Annotated in this window: 6 protein-coding genes and 1 tRNA gene; 4 read left to right on the top strand and 3 right to left on the bottom strand. The window is 71.3% G+C overall.

Going from position 1 to position 6,001, the window contains the following annotated elements:
- Positions 1–83 precede the first annotated feature (83 nt).
- On the top strand, positions 84–1,448 hold the full coding sequence (locus tag L615_RS15485) for an acyl-CoA dehydrogenase family protein (protein WP_145725648.1): 1,365 nt from the start codon (positions 84–86) through the stop codon (positions 1,446–1,448).
- Positions 1,448–2,662 carry an acyl-CoA dehydrogenase family protein gene (locus tag L615_RS15490; RefSeq protein WP_028654009.1) on the top strand — a complete coding sequence of 405 codons (1,215 nt, stop codon included), beginning with the start codon at positions 1,448–1,450 and terminating at the stop codon, positions 2,660–2,662. The genes L615_RS15485 and L615_RS15490 overlap by 1 nt, the downstream gene beginning before the upstream one ends.
- Here the strand turns inward: L615_RS15490 and L615_RS15495 are convergent.
- On the bottom strand, positions 2,655–3,653 hold the full coding sequence (locus L615_RS15495) for a galactokinase family protein (RefSeq protein WP_222430568.1): 999 nt from the start codon (positions 3,651–3,653) through the stop codon (positions 2,655–2,657). The two genes, L615_RS15490 and L615_RS15495, sit on opposite strands and share 8 nt — an antisense overlap.
- 38 nt (positions 3,654–3,691) lie before the next feature.
- Between L615_RS15495 and L615_RS15500 the strand changes: the two genes are divergently transcribed.
- On the top strand, positions 3,692–4,240 hold the full coding sequence (locus tag L615_RS15500) for a nucleosidase (protein WP_028654008.1): 549 nt from the start codon (positions 3,692–3,694) through the stop codon (positions 4,238–4,240).
- Between the two features lie 15 nt (positions 4,241–4,255).
- On the opposite strand, the gene L615_RS15505 is transcribed toward L615_RS15500, so the two are convergent.
- Positions 4,256–4,849, bottom strand: a complete 594-nt coding sequence (locus tag L615_RS15505; RefSeq protein ID WP_036516481.1) for a LysR substrate-binding domain-containing protein — start codon at positions 4,847–4,849, stop codon at positions 4,256–4,258.
- Positions 4,850–4,923: 74 nt separating this feature from the next.
- Positions 4,924–5,199 carry a Fe-S cluster assembly protein HesB gene (locus L615_RS15510; RefSeq protein WP_028654006.1) on the bottom strand — a complete coding sequence of 92 codons (276 nt, stop codon included), beginning with the start codon at positions 5,197–5,199 and terminating at the stop codon, positions 4,924–4,926.
- 226 nt (positions 5,200–5,425) lie between these two features.
- Between L615_RS15510 and L615_RS15515 the strand changes: the two genes are divergently transcribed.
- Positions 5,426–5,511 (top strand) — tRNA-Leu (locus L615_RS15515).
- Positions 5,512–6,001 lie beyond the last annotated feature (490 nt).

Genomic DNA, 6,001 nt, shown 5'->3' on the forward strand with positions numbered 1-6,001 from the left:
CCTGCGGGAGTGCTGCGCGGATCACAACGAACTTTGTCACCCCATGTGTAGCGCAACGTGTAACTCACAGTTACATTTGGTCCATGTCCTTGATCAGCAACCTCAAGCCGGGCGGCAAGAACGGGGTCCCGAGCAGCGAGAGCCGCGACCCCATCGGCTACCTGGTCGCCGGCCTCAACCGCCTCGCCCAGACCGACCTCCTCGACCGGGTGCGCATGCGCAAGCCCGCCGAGCAGGCTGTCTTCTCGGTCACCCGCACCGGGTTCAAGACGATGACCAGCGCGAGCCGCACGTTCGCCAGGGCCGGGAAGAAGGGCCAGCCGGGCACCCGTCCGACGGCGGCCGCGAGCTCCGGCGTCTTCGACCTCACCCCGACCGAGGACGAGCAGATGCTCGTCGACGTCGTGACCGAGTTCGCCGAGGAGGTCGTGCGTCCCGCCGCGGCCGAGGCCGACAAGGCGTGCGCCGCGCCCGACACCCTGCTCAAGGCGAGCCTCGAGATCGGGCTGCCGATCCTGGGTCTGCCCGAGTCGCTCGGCGGTGTCTCGGAGGAGCGCTCCGCGATGGCTGGCACGCTCGTCGCCGAGGCGCTCGCCAAGGGCGACATGGGCCTCGCCGTCGCCACCCTCGCCCCGGGCTCGGTCGCGACCGCGATCGGCCTCTGGGGGACCGACGCGCAGCAGCAGACCTACCTGCCGGCCTTCACCGGCAACGAGGTGCCGGCCGCAGCCCTCGCCCTCAACGAGCCGAGCGTGCTCTTCGACGTGCTGTCCCCGTCGACCACCGCCACGAAGTCGGGCGACGGCTACGTGCTCAACGGCACCAAGAGCCTCGTCGCCCGCGGCGACCACGCGGAGCTGTTCGTCGTCGGCGCCCAGCTCGACGGCAAGCCGGTCCTCTTCCTCGTCGAGTCCTCGACCGAGGGCCTGTCCATCGAGGGCGACCCCGCGATGGGCGTGCGGGCCGCGTCGATGACCAAGCTGGTCCTCGAGGACGTCAAGGTCCCCGCCGACGCGGTGCTCGGCGAGACCGACGGCTCGACCTACACCGAGTGCGTGCGCCTCTCCCGCCTGGCGTGGTGCGCCCTGGCCGTCGGTACGGCGCAGGCCGTGCTCGACTACGTGACGCCGTACGTCAAGGAGCGCGAGGCCTTCGGTGAGCCGATCGCCCACCGCCAGTCCGTGGCGTTCATGGTCGCCAACATCGCGATCGAGCTGCAGGGCATGCGCCTGCTGACCTACCGCGCCGCGTCGCGCGCCGCCGCGGGCAAGGACTTCTCCCGCGAGGTCGCGCTGGCCCGCAAGGCGTGCGCCGACAAGGGCATGCAGATCGGCCTCGACGGCGTCCAGCTGCTCGGTGGCCACGGCTTCGTCAAGGAGCACCCGGTCGAGCGGTGGTACCGCGACCTGCGTGCCATCGGGATCATGGAAGGGACGGTGCTGGTCTGATGGCCATCAACCTGGAAGTTCCGAAGAAGCACCGGGCGCTGGTCGACCAGGCCCACCAGGTCGCGATGAACATGCTGCGACCGATCTCCCGCAAGTACGACATCGCCGAGCACGAGTACCCCAAGGAGCTCGACATGCTCGCGGCGATGATCGACGGGCTCTCCGAGTCCGGCGCGAGCGAGGGTGCCGGTGCGACGGGTGTCCGCCGCGACGGCAAGGACGACGACGCGTCGGTCAAGAACGGCGCCAACCTCGCGTCGGTCACCTCGGTCGCCGAGATGTGCTGGGGCGACACCGGCCTGCTGCTCTCCATGCCGCGCCAGGGTCTGGGCAACTCGGCCATCGCGTCGGTGGCCAACGACGAGCAGCTCGAGCGGTTCAAGGGCCGCTGGGCGTCGATGGCGATCACCGAGCCGCACTTCGGCTCCGACTCCGCCGCGATCTCCACCACCGCGGTGCTCGACGGCGACCACTACGTGATCAACGGCGAGAAGATCTTCGTCACCTCCGGCGAGCGCTCCGACTGCATCGTCGTGTGGGCCACGCTCGACAAGTCCCTCGGCCGGGCGGCGATCAAGTCGTTCGTCGTCGAGAAGGGCACGCCCGGCGTCAAGGTCGAGCGGCTCGAGGAGAAGCTCGGCATCCGCGCCTCCGACACCGCTGTCATCACCTTCACCGACGCCCGGGTCCCGAAGGAGAACCTCCTCGGCGACCCGGAGATCAACGTCGAGAAGGGCTTCGCCGGCGCGATGGCGACCTTCGACAACACCCGCCCGCTGGTGGCGGCCATGGCCGTCGGTTGCGCCCGTGCCTCGCTCGACCTCACCCGCGACCTGCTCAAGGAGGCCGGCATCGAGGTCGACTACGACAAGCCGGCGGTGCTGCAGCACGCCGCGGCGGCGAAGTTCCTCCAGCTCGAGTCGGACTGGGAGGCGGGCCGCCTGCTCACCCTCCAGGCCGCGTGGATGGCCGACAACCGCAAGCCGAACTCGCTCGAGGCCTCGATGGCCAAGGCGAAGGCGGGCCGCGTCGGATCCGACGTGACGCTGTCCTGCGTCGAGCTGTGCGCCTCGATCGGCTACAGCGAGGAGGAGCTGCTCGAGAAGTGGGCACGCGACTCCAAGATCCTCGACATCTTCGAGGGCACCCAGCAGATCCAGCAGCTGATCATCGCCCGCCGGATCCTCGGGCTCTCGAGCGCCGAGCTCAAGTGAGCCGGGCTCCCTCGGCCGGCGCCACCTCGTGGTGGACCGGCCGGGGGAGTCCCGCCGCCTCGTAGGCCGCGTCGATGCCGTCCCGTACGGCGTCGACGCGGCCTTCGTGCGTCACGGTGATCGTGCAGCCGCCGAACCCGCCCCCGGTCATCCGTGAGCCCAGCGCCCCGGCTGCGAGCGCCGCCTCCACGGTGAGGTCGAGCTCGCGGCAGGACACCTCGAAGTCATCGCGCAACGAGACGTGGGAGGCGACCATCAGCTCACCGACGCGGCCCCAGGCGCCCGCCTCCATCGCGGCAGCGGCAGCCCGGACGCGCTCGTTCTCGGACCGCACGTGTCGCCACCGTCGTGGGTCGCCCGCCTCGCACTCGCGCCGGCGCTGGGCGTAGCCACCGTCGCCGTCCGCCAGCCGGTGCCGCACGCCCGTATCGGTCACGAGGAGCACGACGCCCGCCGCGCCGGGGCGGCAGGGCACGGGGGTCACGCCCGGGCGCTCGAGGTCGGCGAAGTCCAGGAGGAGGGCGTGGTCCGGCCATCCCAGCATGGAGGCGAGCTGGTCCATCCCGCCCGTGGGTGCCCCGACGTGCAGCGTCTCGGCCCGACGCGCGACCTCGGCGAGGACCCGGCGCAGGTGGGAGTCGAGCTCGTGCCCGAGCAGCCCCGCGACCGCGGTGGCGACCGCGCACTCGAGCGCTGCCGAGCTGGACAGCCCGCCGCCCAGGGGCAGCGTGCTGGTGACCTCGATGTCGAGGCCGGGCACGGCCCAGCCGAGCGTGCGGAGCTCGGCGACCACGCCGTCGACGTACTGTCGCCAGGCGGAGCCCTCGGGAGCCCGGTCGCTGGTGACGTGCACCGCCTCGTCGTCGCGACGGGTGACCGTGGCGGTCGTCCCGAGCGGGATCGCGATCGGCAGGCACAGCCCGCCGTTGTAGTCGGTGTGCTCGCCGATCAGGTTCACCCGACCGGGGGCGGTGGCGCGCACGGTGGTCACCCGTCCATCCTCGCAAGCACGGCCGCTAGGTTGTCGCCGTGCCGCGCCACCTGATCGTCTCCGCGACCCGGGCCGAAGCCGCCCACGTGCCCGCCGGCCTCGACGTCCTCGTCACCGGGCTGGGCAAGACCGCCGCCGCGACCGCCCTCGCGCGTCGCCTCGCGACGATGGGCGACCTCGACGACGTCGAGGTGGTGAACATCGGCACCGCCGGCGCGCTGCACGACCACGTCGACGGGCTCTTCGAGGTCGGCACGGTCATCAACCACGACCTCAACGCCGACGCGATCCGGGCGCTCGGCTACGACCCACGTGAGCGGCTGGTGGTCGGGGAGTCGGCGACGGTCCTCGCCACCGGGGACGTCTTCGTCACCGACCCGCTCGTGCGCGCCCGCCTGGCCGAGCAGGCCCAGCTGGTCGACATGGAAGGCTACGCGGTCGCGTACGTCGCCGCGGAGTTCGGCGTCCCGGTGCGGCTGGTCAAGCACGTGTCGGACAACGCCGACGAGAGCGCGCTGGAGTGGACCGCGATGGTCGACCGCAGTGCCCGGGTCCTCGGCGAGTGGGTGGCGAGCCACCTGGCCTGAGCCTGGGCCGGCGGGTCAGCGGCTGCTGCTGGCGCGGCGACCACGGACGACGCCGACGAAGTCCTGGTGCACCGGGCTGTCGGCGTCGCGCAGCCACAGCAGGGCGACGGTGGTCGGCGGCAGGTCGACGACCCGCTGCACGACGTCCTTGCGGTGGTGCAGCCGGGCGACGGACATCGGCACGATGACGATGCCGGTGCCGGACGCAGCCACCTCGATGGCGTCCTTCACGGTCATCGGCGGGAAGTCGAGCTGGTCAGCCGTCGGCCGCCATCCGGACGGGTGGGGGAGGACGAGCTGGTCGTCGACGAGGTCGTCGGGCGCGACGACGTCCTGCTCGTCGACTGCCGCGACGACGTGGTCGCGGCCGGCGACGACGACCGGCAGCTCGTCGTACAGGCGCACGCAGTGGAGCGGCGCGGGGGAGTCGAGGTCGACGGGGAGCCGGGCCAGGACCATGTCGGCGGTGCCGTCGTCGAGGACGGCGCGCTGGTCGGTCTGGTCGATCGGGAGCAGGTCGAGCCGGATCGCGGGGTTGCGCTCGCGCCACACCCGGGCCCACTTGTCCGGCATGACGCCGGAGACGAACGCGACCCGCAGCTGCTCCATGCCTGCCAGCCTCCCAGAAGGCCCAGACATGACGAAGCCCGGGCACCGAGGGTGCCCGGGCCTCGTGGATGACGTCAGGCCTGCGCGAGCAGGCCGAACTGGATGGCGCCCGTGTCGTCGACGCCGGCGTCCAGCACCATGGCATCGAGCTTCTCGGCCGCGTTGGAGTCCAGGTAGACGGTCGCCCCGTCCTGCTCCACGACCTGGTCGCCCGCCTCGGGCTGGTTGGTCGCGGTGACGGCGAAGCCGGCTTCGGCCTCGGAGATGCGGAGTCCGGCGGACTCGGCAGCCTCGGGTGCGTCGGTCATCTGCTTGACGATCGTGGCAGCGTTCTCAGTCAGGGTGAGCATTGATTGCCTTCTCGGTTCGAGGTCAGAGACCTTTCCCACCGTTGCAGGCGACCCCAGCCCGTTCAAGCCGCCCGGCGTGTCGCCGCGGTCGCCTGCTCGACCTCGCCGTCCCGGTGCTGGGGGCCGTGAGGCTGGTGTTTCCCGTGGTGGAGGACCCGCCGACGAGACGAAGGGTGGTCCCGATGCGGCATCCGGGCACACCCTTTGCTACGGTTTCTCCGCACTCGTCCGGGTGGCGGAATTGGCAGACGCGCTAGCTTGAGGTGCTAGTGCCCGTATTAGGGCGTGGGGGTTCAAGTCCCCCCTCGGACACAGGGATCATCCCCACCACTGAGAGATCAGGGTGGGGATGAGTTCGTTGTGGGCGGATGCGGACATGTGCAGCGTCCTGGAGCGTGTCTCCCGGTGGACCGGGCCACTGGTTTCGAGGCTCGGCGCTGGGGCGCCTCGCACCTCAACCAGCGGCGGATGGCTGGGCCGTGGGTGGTCGGGTCCGCGTGGCGGCAAGACTTGGGTTCGCTTCGCCTGACTCCCGGTGGTTGAGGTGCGAGGCCGCCCGCGGCCGAGCCTCGAAACCTCCGGGCCGTGATGGCGGACTGTGACGGGCACAGTCCGGTGGACCGGGGCCACTGGTTTCGAGGCTCGGCGCCGGGGCGCCTCGCACCTCAACCAGCGGCGGACAGCTGGGTCAGGCGGCTCGGGCGGCTCAGGCGGCGGGGTGGTAGGTGGCGCGGCCTTGGAAGGATTGGAGGGTGAGGCGTGGGGGTGGGGTCCACACGGGTCTTCTGGTGTCGGGGTCGAT

This window comes from Nocardioides sp. J9, assembly GCF_007829375.1.
In the GTDB taxonomy this organism is placed as follows: Bacteria; Actinomycetota; Actinomycetes; order Propionibacteriales; family Nocardioidaceae; genus Nocardioides.